17 protein-coding genes are annotated in these 16,943 nt (G+C 71.6%); 7 read left to right on the top strand and 10 right to left on the bottom strand.

Translation table 11 applies throughout. From position 1 onward, the window contains the following. Positions 1 to 453: 453 nt before the first annotated feature. Both KIS93_RS28720 and tdh read right to left on the bottom strand, forming a co-directional pair. On the bottom strand, positions 454 to 1,623 hold the full coding sequence (locus tag KIS93_RS28720; RefSeq protein WP_080044760.1) for a glycine C-acetyltransferase: 1,170 nt from the start codon (positions 1,621 to 1,623) through the stop codon (positions 454 to 456). Between the two features lie 3 nt (positions 1,624 to 1,626). Next, a complete protein-coding gene (gene tdh, locus KIS93_RS28715; protein ID WP_080044761.1) occupies positions 1,627 to 2,655 on the bottom strand; it encodes an L-threonine 3-dehydrogenase in 1,029 nt (342 codons plus the stop codon). A 158-nt stretch (positions 2,656 to 2,813) separates the two neighbouring features. Between tdh and KIS93_RS28710 the strand changes: the two genes are divergently transcribed. The 4 genes from KIS93_RS28710 (at position 2,814) to KIS93_RS28695 (ending at position 6,438) form a co-directional block, all read left to right on the top strand. Beyond that, entirely contained in the window at positions 2,814 to 3,956 is a 1,143-nt protein-coding gene (locus tag KIS93_RS28710; protein WP_080044762.1) for an ROK family transcriptional regulator, read from the top strand. 96 nt (positions 3,957 to 4,052) lie between these two features. Next, positions 4,053 to 5,258, top strand: coding sequence for a Gfo/Idh/MocA family protein (locus tag KIS93_RS28705; protein WP_080044763.1), 1,206 nt, complete (start codon positions 4,053 to 4,055; stop codon positions 5,256 to 5,258). 12 nt (positions 5,259 to 5,270) lie between these two features. Continuing rightward, positions 5,271 to 5,858 carry an RNA polymerase sigma factor gene (locus KIS93_RS28700; RefSeq protein ID WP_080044764.1) on the top strand — a complete coding sequence of 196 codons (588 nt, stop codon included), beginning with the start codon at positions 5,271 to 5,273 and terminating at the stop codon, positions 5,856 to 5,858. A gap of 154 nt (positions 5,859 to 6,012) precedes the next feature. After that, positions 6,013 to 6,438 carry a hypothetical protein gene (locus KIS93_RS28695; protein ID WP_186404498.1) on the top strand — a complete coding sequence of 142 codons (426 nt, stop codon included), beginning with the start codon at positions 6,013 to 6,015 and terminating at the stop codon, positions 6,436 to 6,438. Positions 6,439 to 6,482: 44 nt separating this feature from the next. Here KIS93_RS28695 and KIS93_RS28690 read toward each other — a convergent pair whose 3' ends face one another. The 7 genes from KIS93_RS28690 to KIS93_RS28660 form a co-directional block, all read right to left on the bottom strand. Beyond that, positions 6,483 to 7,565 (bottom strand): SPFH domain-containing protein, encoded by a 1,083-nt coding sequence (locus KIS93_RS28690; RefSeq protein WP_080044766.1) that lies wholly within the window; start codon positions 7,563 to 7,565, stop codon positions 6,483 to 6,485. A gap of 2 nt (positions 7,566 to 7,567) precedes the next feature. After that, complete coding sequence (locus KIS93_RS28685) at positions 7,568 to 7,999, bottom strand: NfeD family protein (RefSeq protein WP_080047447.1); 432 nt, start codon at positions 7,997 to 7,999, stop codon at positions 7,568 to 7,570. 73 nt (positions 8,000 to 8,072) lie between these two features. Next, entirely contained in the window at positions 8,073 to 9,263 is a 1,191-nt protein-coding gene (locus tag KIS93_RS28680; RefSeq protein ID WP_080044767.1) for a L,D-transpeptidase, read from the bottom strand. Positions 9,264 to 9,336: 73 nt separating this feature from the next. After that, a complete protein-coding gene (gene fahA / locus KIS93_RS28675) occupies positions 9,337 to 10,440 on the bottom strand; it encodes a fumarylacetoacetase (RefSeq protein WP_080044768.1) in 1,104 nt (367 codons plus the stop codon). Further along, positions 10,437 to 11,195 (bottom strand): hypothetical protein, encoded by a 759-nt coding sequence (locus KIS93_RS28670; RefSeq protein WP_186404497.1) that lies wholly within the window; start codon positions 11,193 to 11,195, stop codon positions 10,437 to 10,439. The genes fahA and KIS93_RS28670 overlap by 4 nt, the downstream gene beginning before the upstream one ends. After that, positions 11,192 to 12,361 carry a homogentisate 1,2-dioxygenase gene (locus tag KIS93_RS28665; protein ID WP_080044769.1) on the bottom strand — a complete coding sequence of 390 codons (1,170 nt, stop codon included), beginning with the start codon at positions 12,359 to 12,361 and terminating at the stop codon, positions 11,192 to 11,194. The genes KIS93_RS28670 and KIS93_RS28665 overlap by 4 nt, the downstream gene beginning before the upstream one ends. A 91-nt stretch (positions 12,362 to 12,452) precedes the next feature. Beyond that, positions 12,453 to 13,082, bottom strand: coding sequence for an IclR family transcriptional regulator (locus KIS93_RS28660; RefSeq protein WP_080044770.1), 630 nt, complete (start codon positions 13,080 to 13,082; stop codon positions 12,453 to 12,455). 129 nt (positions 13,083 to 13,211) lie between these two features. On the opposite strand from KIS93_RS28660, the gene KIS93_RS28655 reads away from it, so the two are divergent. The 3 genes from KIS93_RS28655 to KIS93_RS28645 all read left to right on the top strand — a co-directional run bounded on the left by KIS93_RS28655 (position 13,212) and on the right by KIS93_RS28645 (position 15,533). Beyond that, positions 13,212 to 13,772, top strand: coding sequence for a hypothetical protein (locus KIS93_RS28655; protein ID WP_080044771.1), 561 nt, complete (start codon positions 13,212 to 13,214; stop codon positions 13,770 to 13,772). A 39-nt stretch (positions 13,773 to 13,811) separates the two neighbouring features. Beyond that, positions 13,812 to 14,927, top strand: a complete 1,116-nt coding sequence (locus KIS93_RS28650; RefSeq protein WP_080044772.1) for an NAD(P)/FAD-dependent oxidoreductase — start codon at positions 13,812 to 13,814, stop codon at positions 14,925 to 14,927. A 138-nt stretch (positions 14,928 to 15,065) separates the two neighbouring features. Then, the gene (locus KIS93_RS28645) at positions 15,066 to 15,533 is read left to right on the top strand and encodes a hypothetical protein (RefSeq protein ID WP_080044773.1); all 468 of its coding nucleotides are present in this window, start codon (positions 15,066 to 15,068) and stop codon (positions 15,531 to 15,533) included. Here KIS93_RS28645 and KIS93_RS28640 read toward each other — a convergent pair. Further along, positions 15,515 to 16,771: an MFS transporter gene (locus tag KIS93_RS28640; protein ID WP_080044774.1), complete on the bottom strand. Its 1,257-nt coding sequence runs from the start codon at positions 16,769 to 16,771 to the stop codon at positions 15,515 to 15,517. The two genes, KIS93_RS28645 and KIS93_RS28640, sit on opposite strands and share 19 nt — an antisense overlap. Between the last annotated feature and the right edge of the window lie 172 nt (positions 16,772 to 16,943).

The raw sequence follows: 16,943 nt of genomic DNA, 5'->3' as shown, positions 1-16,943 counted from the left end.
GCCCGCCGAGGAGCAAGGACGCGCCGCCGGGAAGGGGCGCGCCCCTCGGAGACTAACGCGCCCCACGGAGAGTAACTCGCCCCCGGAAAGGCGCGCGCTGCTAGGGGAGAACGCGCTCCGGGGAAAGGGCGCGCCGTCTCAGGGGAGAGGCACGCTCCCTCAGGGAAGGAGCACGTCCCCTGGGGAGGGGCGCCCCCTGGGGAGGGCGCGCTGTCCCGAAGGGGAGCCCGTCGCGGAGGGGCGCGCGTCATGGAAGGGCGCGCATCATGGAGGCGCGCCCCGCCGGGACGGGCGTGCCGCCGCAGAGCGCGCCGCTCGGAGCGGTAACGCGCCCACGGAGAGGCGCATGCCGCGCGGGGAGTAACGCGCCGCCGGGGCGGGCGCCCCGCCGGGGCGGGCGCGCTGCCCGGGAGGGGCGGGCCGTCCCGGGCGGGCGTGTCGTCGGAAGAAGGGTCAGGCGCGGGCCTGGATGAAGGCCTGGACGGCGCGGTCCACGTCCTCCTGCGAGTGGGCCGCCGAGAGCTGGACGCGGATCCTGGCCTGGCCGTGCGGTACGACCGGGTAGGAGAAGCCGATCACGTAGATGCCCAGGTCGAGCAGGCGTTCGGCCATGGCGGCGGCTTCGGCGGCGTCGCCGATCATGACGGGCACGATGGGGTGGTCGCCGGGCAGGATGTCGAAGCCGGCCTTGGTCATCTCGCTGCGGAAGCGGGCCGTGTTGCTGCGCAGCCGTTCGCGGGCGTCGCCGGAGGTCTCCAGCAGGTCGAGGATGCGCAGGGAGGCGGAGGCGATGACGGGCGCGAGCGAGTTGGAGAACAGGTACGGGCGGGAGCGCTGCCGCAGCAGCTCGCAGATCTCCTTGCGGGCCGAGACGTAGCCGCCGCTGGCGCCGCCGAGCGCCTTGCCGAGGGTGCCGGTGATGATGTCGATCCGGTCGGTGACGCCGTGCAGCTCGGGGGTGCCGCGGCCGGTGGGGCCGACGAAGCCGACGGCGTGGGAGTCGTCGACCATGACCATGGCGTCGTACTGCTCGGCCAGGTCGCAGATGTCGCGCAGCGGCGCGAGGTAGCCGTCCATGGAGAAGACGCCGTCGGTGACGATCAGCCGCCGCCGGGCCTCCGACGCCTCCTTGAGGCGGGCCTCCAGCTCGGACATGTCGCGGTTGGCGTAGCGGAAGCGCTGGGCCTTGGACAGGCGGATGCCGTCGATGATGCTGGCGTGGTTGAGGGCGTCGGAGATGACGGCGTCCTGGGCGTCGAGGAGGGTTTCGAAGACGCCGCCGTTCGCGTCGAAGCAGGAGCTGTAGAGGACGGTGTCCTCCATGCCGAGGAAGCCGGACAGGCGGGACTCCAGCTCTTTGTGCACCTCCTGGGTGCCGCAGATGAACCGGACGGAGGCCATGCCGAACCCCCACCGGTCGAGCGCCTGCTTGGCGGCCTCGACCACGGTGGGGTCGTCGGCCAGGCCGAGGTAGTTGTTGGCGCAGAAGTTGAGCACCTCGCGGCCGGCCACGCTGACCTGGGAGCTCTGCGGGGTGGAGATGACCCGCTCGGGCTTGAGCAGGCCCGCCTCGGTGATCTCGTCGAGCGTCGTACGCAGTTGCTGGCGCACGTTCGTGAACATGTGTCAGTCGCTCCAATCCAGGATGACCTTGCCGGTACGCCCACTGGCGGCGGTGTCGAAGGCGGCGTCGTAGTCGCGGTACGAGAACCGGTCGGTGATCACGGGGGAGAGGTCGAGGCCCTTCTCCAGCAGGACGGACATGTTGTACCAGGTCTCGTACATCTCCCGGCCGTACACGCCCTTGATCGTGATCATGGAGGTGACGATGGTGGCCCAGTCGACGGCGAACTCCTCGGCGGGCAGCCCCAGCATGGCGATCTTCCCGCCGTGGGTCATGCTCGCGATCATGTCGCGGACGGCGACGGGGTTGCCGGACATCTCGAGCCCGACGTCGAAGCCCTCGCGCAGGTGGAGCTGGCGCATGCCCTCGGCGATGGAGGAGCGGGAGACGTTCACGGCGAGGGAGACGCCGAGCTTGCCGGCCAGGTCGAGGCGTTCGTCGCTGACGTCGGTGATCATGACGTTGCGCGCGCCGACGTGGGTGGCCACGGCGGCGGCCATGAGGCCGATCGGGCCCGCGCCGGTGATCAGCACGTCCTCGCCGACCAGGGGGAACGACAGCGCGGTGTGGACGGCGTTGCCGAACGGGTCGAAGATGGCGGCCACGTCGGGGTGGACGGGGACGCGGTGCACCCAGACGTTGGAGGCGGGCAGGGTGACGTACTCGGCGAAGGCGCCGTCCCTGTTGACGCCGAGGCCGATCGTGTTGGCGCACAGGTGGCGGCGGCCGGCCATGCAGTTGCGGCACTTGCCGCAGACGATGTGCCCTTCGCCGCTGACGAGGTCGCCGACGGCGATGTCCTCGACGCCGGGCGCGACCTCGACCACGTGGCCGCAGAACTCGTGCCCGACGATGAGCGGGAGCTCCAGCGTGTGTCGCGCCCAATCGTCATATTTCCGGATATGGAGGTCCGTGCCGCAGATGCCGGTCCGCAGGACCCGGATCTTCACCTCGCCGGGACCCACTTCGGGCTCGGGCACGTCCACCAGCCACAGGCCGGGCTCGGCCCGCTCTTTGACCAGCGCTTTCATGGCCCCCTCTTTCCCCTTACGAACCTAGTGCACTGTGCCCGCCCGGCACGGGAGGTGTCCATCGAGGAGTTCTTAAGTGCCCCCACAGCTCTGCTTCACGCGACCCCCGTACCTGGCAGAATTAGCCAAATCTCTTGCGATAACCGGTTGGAGGTCGGGTGCGACAGCAGAGCGGGGACGCCTCCCTCCTGCGCAGGCTCAACTCGGCGGCGATCCTGCGCGTCCTGCGGGAGAGCGGGGTCGCCACGCTGTCGGAGCTGGCGCGGGCGGCCCGGGTGTCCAGGCCGACCGCCGAGGTGATCGTCGAGGGCCTGCTCGCCGAGGGGTGGGCCGAGGAGTGCGGCGAGGAGGAGGGCGACCGCCGGCGCGGGCGGCCGGCCCGGCGCTTCCGCTTCCGTGCCGCGGCCGGGCACGTGGCGGGGGTCGGCGTGGGTGCGTCGTGGCTGCGGGCCATGGTGACGGACCTCGACGGCACGGTGGTGGCCGAGCGCCGGGTGCCGCACCATCCGTCGATGCCCGCGGGCGACCGGCTCGACGCCGTCGCGGAGCTGGTCGGCGCCGTGGCGGCCGAGGCGGGTCTGGCCGTGCCGGGCCTGGCCGCCGTGGGCGTCGGCACCACGGGCATGGTCGACGGCTCGGGCCGGGTCGTCAAGAGCGTCGTGCTGGCCGGGTGGACGGGGCTCGACCTGCGGGGCGAGCTGTCCCGCCGGATCCCGGCGCCGGTGCTGGTGGACAACGACATGCGCCTGGCCGTGCTGGCCGAGCACTGGCGCGGCCGGGCGCGCGGCCGCAGCGACGTGGTCTACCTGTTCGCCGGCAGCAGGCTCGGCCTGGGGCTGCTCATCGGTGGCCGGCCGCACCGGGGCGCGCACGCGGCCGCGGGCGAGATCGGGCGGCAGCCCGGCGACCACTGGCGGGCCTACCGGCACATGACGGAGTACGCGATCGCGGTGGAGCCCGGCGAGATGCGCTCGCAGCGCGAGGCCGCGCGGTTCGCGATCGAGCGCGCCCGCGCCGGCGACGAGCAGGCCGCGCGGGCCGTCCGGGCCTTCGCCCGCCACCTCGGCGAGGGCCTGATCACGGTGGTCAACCCGCTCGACCCCGAGATGGTGGTGATCGGCGGCAGCCTGTCGAAGGCCGGTGACCTGATCATCGAGCCCATCAGGGAGCTGTTCGCGGAGGTCTGCCTCCACCCGCCGGTGGTCGTCGCCTCGGCCCTGGGCGGCGAGTGCGTCGCGCTGGGCGCGGTCAGGTGGGCGCTGGACCACGCCGACCGGCACCTCTTTACGCAGCCGTCCTGACGAAAACTGTCACTTAGATGGCCCTATTGCTCAAGTTTGCTTAGCAGGACATGATTTAAGCCGACGCCTTGAGTTAATCGAGCGGAAGGAACGCCCGTGGAAGACCTGCGCCTCGGAGTGATCGGTCTCGGCCTGCGCACCAGCCTCGCCCGGGCCGCGCACCGGCCCGGCAGGGGCGCGGTCGTGGCCGCGCTGTGCGACTCCGACCCGGCGGTGCTCAAGCGGCAGGCGGGCACGTTCGAGGCGGACTTCCTCACGAAGGACTACCGCGAGCTGCTCGACCGCCCCGACCTCGACGCCCTCGTGGTCAACACGCCCGACGACACGCACGAGCGCCTGGCCGTCGACTGCCTGCGCGCCGGCAAGGCCGTCTACCTGGAGAAGCCGATGGCCATCACGGTCGAGGGCTGCGACGCCATCCTGCGCGCCGCCCGCGAGAGCGGCACCCGGCTGTACGTGGGGCACAACATGCGGCACATGGGCGTGGTGCGGCTGATGCGCGACATCATCGCCAAGGGCGTCATCGGCGAGCCGAAGACCGTGTGGGTGCGCCACTTCGTCTCGTACGGCGGCGACTACTACTTCAAGGACTGGCACGCCGACCGCACCCGCACCACCGGCCTGCTCCTGCAGAAGGCGGCGCACGACCTCGACGTCATCCACTGGCTCGCCGGCGGCTACACGACCAGGGTGAACGCCCTCGGCGACCTGATGCTCTACGGCGACCTGCCGCGCCGCGCACCCGGCACCCCGCGCCCGGAGGGGTGGCTGCAGCAGTACGAGTGGCCGCCCACCGCGCGCAAGGACCTGCACCACGTCGTGGACGTCGAGGACGTGTCGGTGATGAACATGCGCCTGGACAACGGCGTCATCGCGGCCTACCAGCAGTGCCACTTCTCGCCCGACTACGTGCGCAACTACACGGTGATCGGCACCGAGGGCCGCCTGGAGAACTTCGGCGACGGGCCGGGGGACACCGTCAAGGTCTGGAACACCGGGCCCACCGGCTACCGGGACGACTGCGACATCGCGTACAAGGTGCCGGCGGCGACGGGCTCGCACGGGGGCGCGGACATGGAGATCGTCTCGGAGTTCCTGAGATTCGTCAGGGACGGCGGGGTGACGGACACCTCGCCGGTGGCGGCCCGGATGAGCGTGGCGGCCGGGTACATGGCGACGATGTCGCTGCGCGACGGCGGCACGCCGTACGACGTGCCGCCGCTGGACGCGGACCTGGCCGCGTACTTCGATCGGGGTCAGGTGCGCGGTCAGACGGAACCGGGCGGCGCGCCCGGACAGTAGACATATGTGGATATGTCATTACGTGCTCGAATACGTGGCGGGGACCAGGCGGCCTTCGGGGAGCTCTTCGACGAGTGCTCGAAGGCCGTCTACAACCACGCCTTCCGCCTGACCGGCAACTGGTCGACCGCCGAGGACGTGATGGCGCTGACGTTCCTGGAGGCGTGGCGCCTGCGCGGGAAGATCGATCACGAGGGCGGCTCGCTGCGGCCCTGGCTGCTCGGCATCGCGACGAACGTGCACCGCAACCTGCGCAGGACCGCCCGCCGGCATGACGACGCGCTGGCCAGGATGCCCAGGGGCGACGTGGTGCCGGACTTCGCCGACGAGGTCGTGGGCCGCATCGACGACGCCGAGCGGCTGGCCGCCGTCCGCGCCGCGTACGACGGCCTGCGCCGCCAGGAGCAGGACGTGTTCGCGTTGTGCGTGTGGGCGGGCCTCGACTACGCCCAGGCGGCGCAGGCGCTCGGCATCCCCGTGGGCACGGTCAGGTCCCGGCTCTCGCGGGCTCGCAAGAAACTCGCCGGCGCGGGGGAACCACCGCCCGCGCCGAGACAGTCATCAGGTGACCGAGGCCCCGACAAGGAGGAGATCCGATGAACTGGCCGGCCGAACGTGATCTTCCCGAGGGCCGTCGCCGACTGCTCAAGGAGTTCGTGATGACCGAGATCGACCGCACCCCGCGCAGGCGCCGCCTGCCCCGCCTCGCCGTCCTGGCCCCGCCCTGGGTCTGGCGGCCGCCGCCGCGGTGGCCGTGCCGCTGCTGCTGGGCGGCTCACCGGCCTACGCGGTGGCCAAGCTGCCCGACGGGCTGATCCACATCGACATCCACGAGGCCAAGGACCCGGACAAGCTGGAGGCGGACCTGCGGAACATGGGGGCGAACGTGGTCGTGGACTACATCCCCATGGGCAAGAAGTGCAGCCCCCAGCCCCGCAGCAGCCACTTCCTCAGCTCGGAGGAGGCCCCGCTGCACGTGTTCCCCACGCCTGAGGAGGCCGGGCCCGGCTTCGTCATCGATCCCCGGGTGATCGGGCCGGACCAGACGGGGGTGCTGGAGTTCAGCGTCTCGGAGACCGCCGGGGGCGGGATCGTCGCGGGCATCTGGGCCAGGGTGGGCGAGGGGCCGATCGCCGACTGCACCCTGGTGGACACGACCGAAGCGCCACTGTCGCACTGACCCCCGCCGGTGCCGGCCCTGAGCGGCCGGCACCGGCGCCGGGCTCAGCGCTCGGCCTCCGACGGCTTCTTGTCGAGGTCGAGGTCGGGGAACGGGGAGGGCTCGTCGACCCGCTGCGTGATCTGCCGGGGGCCGTTGGGGCTCTCGGCCTCTTGCGCGTCGGCGACGGCCTCGGCCGCGGCCTCCGCCGCCTTGGCCGCCTCCTCCTCGGCGGCCGAGCTCTCCGGCACCTCCTCGCGGGTGGCCGCCGAGCGCGGCAGCGCCTCCGTGAACGCCTTCGAGACGCCCTGCAGCGCCGAGGTGACCTCGCTGGGGATCACCCAGAACGTGTTGCCGTCGCCCTGCGCGAGCTGCGGCAGCACCTGGAGGTACTGGTAGGCCAGCAGCTTCGGGTCGGGGTCGTTGCGGTGGACGGCCTGGAAGACCTGGTCGATCGCGCGCGACTGGCCCTCGGCCTCCAGGATCGCGGCCGTGCGCTGGCCCTCGGCCCGCAGGATACGGCTCTGCTTGTCGCCCTCGGCCGTGAGGATCTGCGACTGCCGCTGGCCCTCGGCGTTGAGGATCGCGGCCCGCTTGTCGCGCTCGGCCCGCATCTGCTTCTCCATCGCGTCCTTGATGGTCTTGGGCGGGTCGATGGCCTTGATCTCGACGCGGTTGACGCGCAGCCCCCACTTGCCGGTGGCCTCGTCGAGGACGCCGCGCAGCTGGCTGTTGATGGTGTCGCGGGAGGTGAGGGTCTTCTCCAGGTCCATGGAGCCGACGACGTTGCGCAGCGTGGTGACGGTGAGCTGCTCGACGCCGGTGATGTAGTTGGCGATCTCGTACGCCGCCGCCCGCGGGTCGGTCACCTGGAAGTAGAGGACGGTGTCGATCTCGACGACGAGGTTGTCCTCGGTGATGACGGGCTGGGGCCGGAAGGAGACGACCTGTTCGCGCAGGTCGATCATGGGATAGACGCGGTCGATGTACGGGATGACGAAGTTGAGGCCCGGCTTGAGAGTGCGGTGGTAGCGGCCGAGGCGCTCGACGTTGCGGGCCCGGGCCTGCGGGACGATCCGCACCGCTTTGAGCAGGGTCAGCACGGCGAAGAGTATGACGAACAGTCCGACCAGCAAGAGCGGATCCATGGTCACTCCCGGGGATATACGAGGGCTGTCGCTCCCTCGATCTCGATGATGTCGACGGTCGCCCCTGTGGGGATCACCAGCGTCTCGTCGTAGGCGCGCGCCGACCATTCCTCGCCCCCGATGCGCACGCGGCCGTCGCGGCCCGTCACTTCGGCCACGACGTACGCGGGTTTACCGACGAGCGCTTCCACGCCGAACCGCTGCAGCGGCGGCTGTCTGATATGACGCATCGCGATCGGCCTGAGCACGAGCAGGCCGGCCGCCGAGGACACGGCGAAGAAGATCAACTGCAGGGGGACGGGCAGCCCGATGGCCGCGGTGGCGGCGGTCAGCAGGGCCGCGACGCCGAGCAGGCCGAGTGAGGCCGTGAGCGTGAAGATTTCGGCCACGCCGAGGACGACTGCGAGGATTATCCAGATGATCCATTCATCCATGTCCTGGCCCTCCCGATAGGACAACGGGCCTGCGCCGGCGTGCGGTTCCTCCCTCTCTACCGTAATCCCGATGTCAGCGCTGCGGCACCCTCTCACCTGGGGTGCCGGCGTCACGCAACGCGCTTCCCTGCCGCCATTTCTCCCACGAGAGCTGCCAGAAACCCCATCCGTTGTTCCATTCCAATATCCGGTCGGTGCCGGTGATCGTGACCGGGTCGCCGCGCAGGGAGGTGGCGTAGAACCAGGCGGCCTGGTCGGGCCGGGCGTTGACGCAGCCGTGACTGACGTTGGACCGGCCCTGGGCCCACACGTTGTCCTTGGCGTGCACGTATTCGCCGCTGTTGGAAATGCGCACGGCGTGGTCGATCATCATGTCGTAAAAACCGGGATCGCCTTTTTCGCGGCCGGGGGAGATCATGCGGACCGGATTTCCCTTGTCCATCGTCAGGTGGATGCCGCTGGTCGTGGTGTATTCGGTGGTGGTGGCCATGCCGGCGCTGATGGCCATGCGCTGGGCGACCTTCCCGTCACGCAGGACGACCATCTGGTGGGTTCTGGTGTCGATGATGCTGGTCTGCCTGCGGCCGACGGCGAAGGAGAAGGTGGAGTCGGTGGCGCCGTACAGGCCGTCGCCGGCCCGCACGCCCGCCAGGTGCGCGGTGACCGTGACCCGCTGCCGCGGCTGCCACAGCCGCCGGGTGCGGTAGACCACCTGCGTGTCGCTGGTCCACCGCCAGGCGCCCTCGACCGGGGTCTGCGCGCGCACCTCCAGCGTGCGCTCGACGGCCGCCTTGTCCTCGATGGGCGCGTCGAAGTCGATGACGATCGGCATGCCGACGCCGACCGTCTCCCCCGGCAGCGGCGCGGTGGCGGCCACCTGGAACGTCTTCGCGGCGCTCCTCGTGCGGATGCGGCCCATCGCGACCGTGGCGGGCGCGCCCTCGCGGATGGCGGTGGCGGTCACGGTGTACTCGGCGGCGGGCTGGAGGGTCCAGTCGGTACGCCACGTCGTGCGGGTGTCGTCGAGCCGGCCGGGCACCGGCTCGCCGCCCTCGTAGACCAGCACCTGGCTCAGCGTGCCGCCCTGCGCCTTGATCACCAGGCCGTGATCGGTGCGGGCGCGCTTGGCGTCGAACGGCGGCCACACCTGCACGACCGGCGGCGCCGCGGGCGTCTCGACCGCGCCCGAGCCGCAGCCGCCGGCCAGGAGCAGGCACCCGCAGACCAGGAGAAAGGCGACACAAAGCGTCGCGGCATGCCGCATGTGACTCCTGCTTTCCGAGGGAAGGGAAGCTCCAAGGGTAGCGGTGAGTCACGGCGCAAGCACGCCGAGTCAGCTATCCGGCAGTTCCGGAAACCTCCCCCAAGGTCAGCCCCGCCGCACTGGCCCGGATCGTCACCGTGTCGCCGTCCTGGAGGAACGTGCGGGTCTCGCCGCCCGGCAGCTTGATCGGCTCGGTGCCGTTCCAGGTCAGCTCGATGAGCGAGCCGCGCTGTCCCTGCTCGGGCCCCGAGATCGTGCCGCTGGCGAACAGGTCGCCGGTGCGCAGCGAGGCCCCGTTCACGGTCAGGTGGGCGAGCATCTGGTCGGGCGTCCAGTACATCGCCGAGTACGGCGGCCGCGCCACGACCTCGCCGTTGAGCAGGATCTCCAGCTCGATGTCCAGCCCCCAGTCGGCCTGCCGGCGCAGGTACGCCGCCGGCTCCGGATCCTGCGCGCGGCCGGGGATCCGGGGCAGCGCCTCCAGCGGCGTCACCCAGGGGGAGATCGACGTGGCGAACGACTTGGCCAGGAACGGCCCCAGCGGCACGTACTCCCACGACTGGATGTCGCGCGCGCTCCAGTCGTTGACCAGCGTCACCCCGAACACGTGGTCCTCGAACGCGCCGGCGGGCGAGCCCATCGAGGTCGGCACGCCCACCACGAACCCCAGCTCCGCCTCGATGTCGAGCTTCTGGCACGGCCCGAACACCCCGGGCCCGAGCTGCCCCTGCGGCCGCCTGATCGGCGTGCCGGAGACCACGACCGTGCCCGACCTGCCGTGGTAACCGACGGGCAGGTGCCGCCAGTTCGGCTGCAACGGCTCCGAGCCCGGACGGAAGATCTTGCCGATGTTGCTGGCGTGGTCGAGCGAGCAGTAGAAGTCGACGTAGTCGGCCACCTCGAACGGCAGGTGCAGCCGCACCTGGTCGAGCGGGATCAGGTGCCGGTCGGTGACGAACCTGTCGCTGGTCAGCTTGGTCTGGATCAGCGCCCTGGTGTCGTGCCAGGCCGCGCGGCCCCTGGCCATGAACGGGTTCAGCGAGGGGGCGGCGAAGACCTCGTCGTGCAGGGCGGAGGCCAGGTCGAGCACCTTGTCGCCGTACCTGACGCCCACCCTGGGCCGCTGCCCCGGGCAGGAGAAGACGCCGTACGGCAGGTTGTCCACACCCCAGCTCATGAGATCAGCCCCAGCGTGCGCAGGTCCTCCAGGGGAGCGCTGGTGTTGCACGAGCCGTAGCTCACCAGCAGTTGCCGGGCCCGCTCCGCCGTGTCCTGCTGAACGGCGTGCGCCAGCCTGACCAGGTGGCCCACGTCGGTCGTGCGCAGCACCGGCGCCGGGTCGCGGCCCTCCACGGCCTCGCAGACGGCCAGCAGCAGGTTCAGGAAGCCGTGCCGGTCGACGCCGAGCGAGGGGTCGAAGTGGCGGACGGCGTGGTGCAGCCCGGCCGTGGCCTTGAACGGGATGCCGCTCTCCGCGCACGACCTGATGAACTGCCCCAGGTGCTCCACCGGCGGGAACTCCTCGGCGGTGGTGCCGCCGCAGCGCACCTTCAGCCCGACGCCGTCGGGCACGTCCATGGCCGTCTTGCGGGCCGGCACCTCGGCGAACAGCCGCACGCCGTCGCGCAGCCCCAGCGTGTCCACCAGCTCGGCGACGGAGGTGTCGGGCGGCAGGCGCGTCTCGACGTAGTCGACCGGCAGGTCGCCCCAGTCGGGCAGCTCGCTGGTGTCGGCGATCAGGCCGATCCGGCGCGGCCGGTAGTCCCGGGCGCGCAGCCGGTCGAGGCGGCTGGCCGGGCAGAGGAAGCGGTGGGTCAGGACGTCGCTGCCCCGCTCCAGGTCGCGCTCGTTGCGGGCGAGCGCCTCGTCCATGTGCAGGGACGTCGGCGGGAACAGGCCGGCGTCGTCGATGAGTGCGGTGTAGAGGTTCATCGTGCCCAGGTCCAGGCGTATCCGGGGTCCTCGCAGGACAGCGCGCCCTGGCCGAGGTCGAGCGGGCGGAACGTGTCCACCATGACGGCCACCTCGCTGGTCGTCGTGACGCCGCGCGAGACCGCGTCGATGACCGCCTCCACCGCGCCGGGCTGCGGCCCGTGCGTGAAGCCGGCCGGGTGCAGCGAGACGGAGCCGACGTCGATGCCGGAGCCGGCGCGGGCCGAGTAGTCGCCGCCGACGTAGAACATGAACTCGTCGGAGTCCACGTTGTGGTGGTTGTACGGGATCGGCACGGCCTCGGGGTGGTAGTCGAGCGGCCGCGGGCAGAACGAGCACACCACGAACCCCGGCCCCTCGAACGTCTGGTGCACCGGCGGCGGCGCGTGCGTCTTCTTCACGATCGGCTCGAAGTCCTCGATGTTGAACGCGAACGGGTAGAGGCAGCCGTCCCAGCCCACCACGTCGAACGGGTGGTTGCGGTAGACGAGCCTGGTCAGCCCGCCGCGCGTGCGCACCAGCACCGGCACCTCCTCGCCCTCGACGACGAGCGGCTCGGACGGGGCACGCAGGTCGCGCTCGCAGTAGGGCGCGTGCTCCAGGAACTGGCCGTACTGCGACAGGTAGCGCTTGGGCGGCCTGATGTGCCCGGACGCCTCGATGGCCAGCACGTTCGCGGTGCCCTGGGGGACCCAGCGGTGGATGGTGCCGGTCGGGATCACGACGTAGTCGCCCTCGCCGGCCTCGATCACGCCGTACGTGGACTCGAAGCGCGCCCGGCCGCGCTGGACGTACACGCATTCGTCGCCCATGGAGTTGCGGTAGAGCTCGCTGGGCCGGTCGCTGGTCGCGTACGACAATCGGACGTCGCCGTTGCCGGCTAGCAGGATGCGGCCGGAGACCAGGTCGCCGGCGCTGGAGAGGTCCTGGGTGCGGAAGTGGCGCGGCGAGAGCGGCAGGTTGGGCTCCAGGCGGGTGCCTGTGGCCGGCGTGACGGCCTCGGCCTTGACGATCGCGGTGGGCAGGTAGCGGTGGTAGAGCAGCGAGGAGTCGGACGAGAAGCCCTCCTCGCCCATCAGCTCCTCCGCGTACAGGCCGCCGTCCGGCCGCCTGAACTGGGTGTGCCGCTTGCGTGGCACCTCTCCCACGACCCGGTAGTACGGCATCCGGCCCCTCCCCTGCCTGTCCGACTATCGGACGGAAGTGTCCTCTATCTGTGACTACCGTCTGCTATGCGTGCGCGGATGTCAACCCGGCTCAGGCCAGCTCGGCGGCCAGCTCGGCCGCGGCGGCCACCACCCGCGGCCCCGTGGACTCCTCCAGCGGCCCGAACGTCACCACCCCCACCGACGCCTCCAGCCACGGCAGCCCGGTCACGGGCGCGGCGACGCCACGTGCCCCCTCCTGCAACTGCCCCTCAGTCACGAAGTAGTCGTGCCGCCCCTCCCGCAGCGCGAGGATCGCCTGCCCCGCCGCGCCCCTGGCCAGCGGATGGCGCGAGCCCTCGCGGTAGGCCACGTGCATATCCGTCCAGGACGGCTCCACCACCGCGACGGCCAGCCCGTCGTCACCCTCGGCCACGGTCAGGTGCGCCGTCGCCCCCACCTGCTCGGCCAGCCGCCGCAGCGTCGGCACCGCCGCCGCCCGCAGCAGCGGCTGCACCGCCTGGGCCAGCGCCAGCACCCCGAACCCGAGGTGCACCCGCCCCTCGGCGTCCCTGCGTACGAACCCCTCGCTCAGCAGCGTCGTCAGCAGCCGGTACACCACGGGACGGCTCAGCGACAGCTCGGTGCTCAGCTCCGTCGGCGTGCGCCCGCCCTTGCCGTCGGCGAGCAGTCTGAGCAGGCGGAGCCCGCGCTCCAGGGTCTGAGCTGATTCAGCGGCCATGCGACCGAATGTAGTGACGCCGCACGGTGATGGGGGTACGTATCGGCGTAGAGGAGCCGGGGGGTAATCATGCGGCAAAGGTGGGTTCTCCTGCTTGCCGGGATGGCGATGTGCGCCCTTTCGCCTGCCATGCCCTCGCTCACCACCACCCCCATGGTGCGGGTCGCCCGCGAGACCCCCGCCGACCAGAGCCTCGTCGAGGACACGTTCTACCTCACGGTGGGCATCGAGGTGAGCCAGTGGCTGCTGCCCACCGTCAAGGGCGTCACCTTCCGCCCGTCCTACCTGGCGGTCGGCGTCAAGGTCGATCCGAGCGGCCACCTGTACGGCACGCCGCAGCGCTCCGGCACGTTCGTGGCCACCGTGCAGGTCTGCTCCGGGCGGTCCTGCCGCCGGCAGGACGTCACGCTCGTGGTGCTGGCCAACGTGCCGTGGGAGCCGCGCGAGCTGACCTTCCCCGGCCGGGCCGGCACGACTCTGAACGGCGAGATCGGCATCAACGGCGGCCCCGCCGGCGTCGTGCCCACCTTCACCGTGACCGACCACGACAAGGTGCCCGAGGGCGTGAGCATCGGCCCCGACGGGCACGTGGGCGGCGTCCCGGCCGCGCCCGGCATCTCCGAGGTGCCGGTCCGCATCTGCGTGGCGGGCAACTGCGCAGGCGTCGTCGTCCGGCTGATCATCGTCTGACCCTTGTCGCGGGGGCCGGTTTGCGGTCACGGTGGTCGTATGAAATCGGTCATTGTGGTCGGAGCGGGTATTTGGGGGTCGTCACTGGCGTTGCGGCTGGCCGAAACCGGCTGGCGGGTGACGCTGATCGAGCAGCACAAGCCGGGGCACGTCCGGCAGGCCAGCGCGGGCGAGACGCGGCTGCTGCGCTGCGCGCACGGGGCCGACGACTGGTACGCCCGCCGCGCCTGGGAGGCCAGGGACGGCTGGCGGCGGCTCGGCGAGCGGGCGGGGGAGCGGCTCTACCTGGAGTCGGGGGTGCTGTGGTTCGCCCGGAGGCCGGACGGGTGGGAGCACGCTAGCGCCCAAGTGCTGAAAAATCTGGACATCCCGTGTGAGGTGCTGGATCCGGCCGACGGCGCCCGGTTCTTCCCCGACTTCCGCGGCGACGACCTCAGCTTCGTGCTGCGCGAGCCGAACGCCGGCGTGATCAGGGCCAGGCGGGCCACCCAGGTCACCGCAGGCCTCGCCGAGGACGCCGGGGCCCGGGTGGTCAGGGCGCGGGCTGTGCCGGTACCGGAGCAGGCCGCCGTCGAGATCGACGGCGAGGTCCACCGCGCCGACCGGGTCGTGTGGGCGTGCGGCGCCTGGCTGCCGCAACTCTTCGACGGGCTGCCGATCACCGTGACCAAGCAGGACACCCTGCACTTCGCCGTGCCGCCCGCCTGGTCCGTCCCCGAGACGCCGGCCTGGCTGGACTACGACGTCTCCGCCTACGGGCACGGCGACGTGGACGGGGTGGGCATGAAGTCCACCTCCGACGCGGAAGGGCGGCCGTACGAGCCCGAGCACGACAGCCGCGCCGTCGACGCCGACAGCGTCGAGCGGGCCGCGAGCTACCTCGGGCACCGCTTCCCCGCGCTGGCCGGGGCGCCGGTGCTGTTCAGCCAGGTCTGTCAGTACGCGCTCACGCCGGACGCCGAATGGCTGCTCGCCGAGAGGTCGCCCGGCGTGTGGCTGCTGGGCGGGGACTCCGGGCACGGGTTCAAGCACGCGCCGGCGCTGGCCGCGTACGTGGCGGGCGTGCTCGACGGCGCGCACGCGCCGGACCCGCGCTTCGGCCCGCACGAGCGGCTGCCCACCCGCGGCCTGCGGACCAGCGGCCACGTGGGGTAGGGCGGCCCCTACCTGACCTGCGGACAAGCGACCGGTCGGGGTAGGGCGCGCCTTACCCCGACTCGGGGGACGGCGGGCATGATCCGGGCGGGCCGCGCGGCGGAGACTGAGGCATCACCACTTCTCAGGAGGCCCGCCATGAGCACCACCACCGTCGCCAAGCCCCAGACCCCCGCCGTCCCGCCCGTCGTGCACACCGCCGCCATGTTGTGGCTGGCGGCCGTCGCGTTCGGCGCGTTCGAGGCCGTGCTGATGATCGGCAAGCTGCTTTACGAGGGCACGCCGGTGCTCGACCTGCTGCCGCAGGCCGGGTTCCGGCTGGCCGTGTTCGCCGGGGCGGTGTTCCTGGCGCTGAAGCTGAAGGGCGGGGCCAACTGGGCCCGCTGGACGCTGGCCGGGACGCTCGGCGTGTTCGGCACGCTCTCGCTGGTCATGGAGCCGATCCAGTACCTGCTCGCGGGCGGCTCGATCACCGGCGCCATGGCCGGGGCGGACGCGATGACCTGGGCGTTCGCCGCCAGCCGGACCCTGCACGTGCTGGCCGTGCTGGGCGGCGTGGCGCTGATGTTCCAGCCCAGGGCCAACGCCTACTTCAGGTCCGCGTGAGCGGCCGCTCGCGACTGGGGTGCGCGCAGGTCGCGCACGCCGGGTGACAGCAGCGCGGCCAGCGTGGAGATCACGATGACGACCGCGCAGCCGAGCAGCGACTCCTCGGTGCCGAACCAGCCCGCCGCCGGCCCGGCCAGCAGCAGCCCGATCGGGCCGAACATCATCGAGCCGAGGATGTCGTACGAGCTGACCCGCGACAGCGACTCCGCCGGGATCTCGCGCTGCATCGTGGTCTGCCACAGCACGCCGAACACGTCGAAGCAGACCCCGAACACGAACGCGCCGGCCACGATCACCCACAGCGGCGCGTCCAGCCCGAGCAGCACGTACGGCAGCGCCGTCGGCAGGCACAGCAGCACCCCCAGCAGGATCGGCCGGCTCGGCCGCAGCCGCAGCGAGATGAGCACGCCGGCGATCGTCCCCACGGCCTCGCCGGCTAGGAACCCGGACCAGGCCAGCGGCCCGCCCAGGCTCTCCTTGGCCAGCAGCGGTCCGAGCACGCCGTGCGCGGCCTGGATGGCCATGACCAGCAGCGAGAACTGGGCGACGACCACCCAGATCCACTGCCGGGAGCTGAACTCGCGCCATCCGTCGCGCAGGTCGGCCAGCACGGAGCGGGCCTCGCCCCGCCGGCGGTCGCCCGGCTCCAGCCGCAGCAGCGCGACCAGCACGCCCGCCACGGCGAACAACGCGCCGCTCATCACCAGCGCCCAGCCTCCGCCGAACAGGACGACCATGCCGCCGCCGAGCACCGCGCCCGCGACGCGGGAGGCGTTCGCGCCCAGGCCGAGCAGCGCGTTGCCGGTCTGCAGCCGGTCGAGGGGGACGACCTCGGGGATGATCCCGGTCAGCGCGGGGAACGTGACCGCCGTCGCCACCCCGGACAGCGCCGCCGCCGCGATCAGCGCGGGCAGCGGGGTCCAGCCGATGAGCAGCATGGCGCCCAGGGCGAAGAACCCGGACGCCATCACGAACTCGCCGGCCATCATCACCCGGTGGCGCGGCAGCCGGTCCGCGATCACGCCGCCGACCAGCATGAACAGGATCATGGGCAGCGACTCGGCGGTGAGCACCGCCGACAGGGTGGAGGCGTCGGCGCCGGGCAGGTTGAGCACGCCGAACGCCAGCGCGACGGGAGCGAACGCGCTGCCGAGCACGGAGATCGTGCGCGCGGACAGCAGGAGCGCGAAGCGGCGGTCTCTCAGCAGGCCGAGATCGCCCAGATAGCCGTGCATGACCTCGAACCCCCCAAGCTGCCCAAACCATGCCATTCTGCCGCACGGAATGTGCTGTGTCGTCTGGTTATTTCTTGTCACCCGGGCAACAAGACCGGCCGCGGATTGTGCCGGTCCCGGGCAAGAATCACGCCCGCTTCCTCCCGTAATTTGCTAGGTCCTGCTCACGGTG

It is taken from the genome of [Actinomadura] parvosata subsp. kistnae, assembly GCF_900323885.1.
Classification (GTDB): Bacteria; Actinomycetota; Actinomycetes; order Streptosporangiales; family Streptosporangiaceae; genus Nonomuraea; species Nonomuraea composti.
Note: the sequence above shows the minus strand (reverse complement) of the source record. Positions and strands in the feature narration are given on the sequence as shown.